Origin of the sequence: Mycetohabitans sp. B2 (genome assembly GCF_021733735.1) — a bacterium.
Lineage (GTDB): Bacteria > Pseudomonadota > Gammaproteobacteria > Burkholderiales > Burkholderiaceae > Mycetohabitans > Mycetohabitans rhizoxinica.
Window position 1 is genome coordinate 1 of record NZ_JAHKSP010000115.1, and the last position, 825, is coordinate 825.

Consider the following 825-nt stretch of genomic DNA (forward strand, 5'->3'; position numbering starts at 1 on the left):
CGCAAGGCGCGACGCTATTCATGACGGTGCTGGCCGCGTGGAGCGCGGTGCTCGCGCGGCTATCGGGGCAGGAGGATCTGGTCATTGGCACGGCCAGTGCCAATCGTCACCATCCTCAGATTGAGCCGTTGATTGGCTTCTTTGTGAACACGCTGGCGTTGCGCATGGATGTGTCGGGCGAGCCGAGCGCCACACAGTTGCTTGAGCGGGTGCGGCGCACGGCACTGGAGGCGCAAGCGCATCAGGATGTGCCGTTCGAGCAAGTGGTGGAGATTGTGCAGCCGCCGAGGCGGCTCGAGCATACGCCGCTGTTCCAAGTGATGTTCGTGTGGCAGAACAACGAGCGTGCTGTGTGGGATTTGCCGGAGGTAGAGGTCACGCCAGTGGATTGGGCTTACGACGTGGCCAAATTCGATCTGAATCTGCACTTATCTGAAGCCGGTGGAGAGATGGTCGGCGTTCTGCACTATGCGACGGCGCTGTTCGATTGTGCGACGATCGAGCGACACATCGGGTATTTGCAGACGATGTTGCAGGCGATGGCCGCTGACGCATCGCATCCTGTGACGCGTGTTGAGTTGCTGTCGCCGGCCGAGCGCACGTTGCTGCTGCAGACGTGGAACGCGACGCAGCGGGACTATCCGGCGCACCAATGTATTCACCAGCTGTTTGAAGCGCAAGTGGAGCGCACGCCCGAGGCGACGGCGTTGGTCTATGAGAACCAGACGCTGAGCTACGCGGAATTAAACGATAAGGCAAACCAGCTGGCGCATTACCTGCGTGCCTTAGATGTGGGTCCGGAAGTCGTGGTGGGACTATGCGCCG

General features: G+C 60.7%; 1 protein-coding gene. It reads left to right on the forward strand.

The window, feature by feature from the left end; genetic code table 11:
- The coding region (locus tag KPG66_RS16960; RefSeq protein ID WP_237071619.1) for a condensation domain-containing protein at nucleotides 1–825 on the forward strand (825 nt) is incomplete at both ends.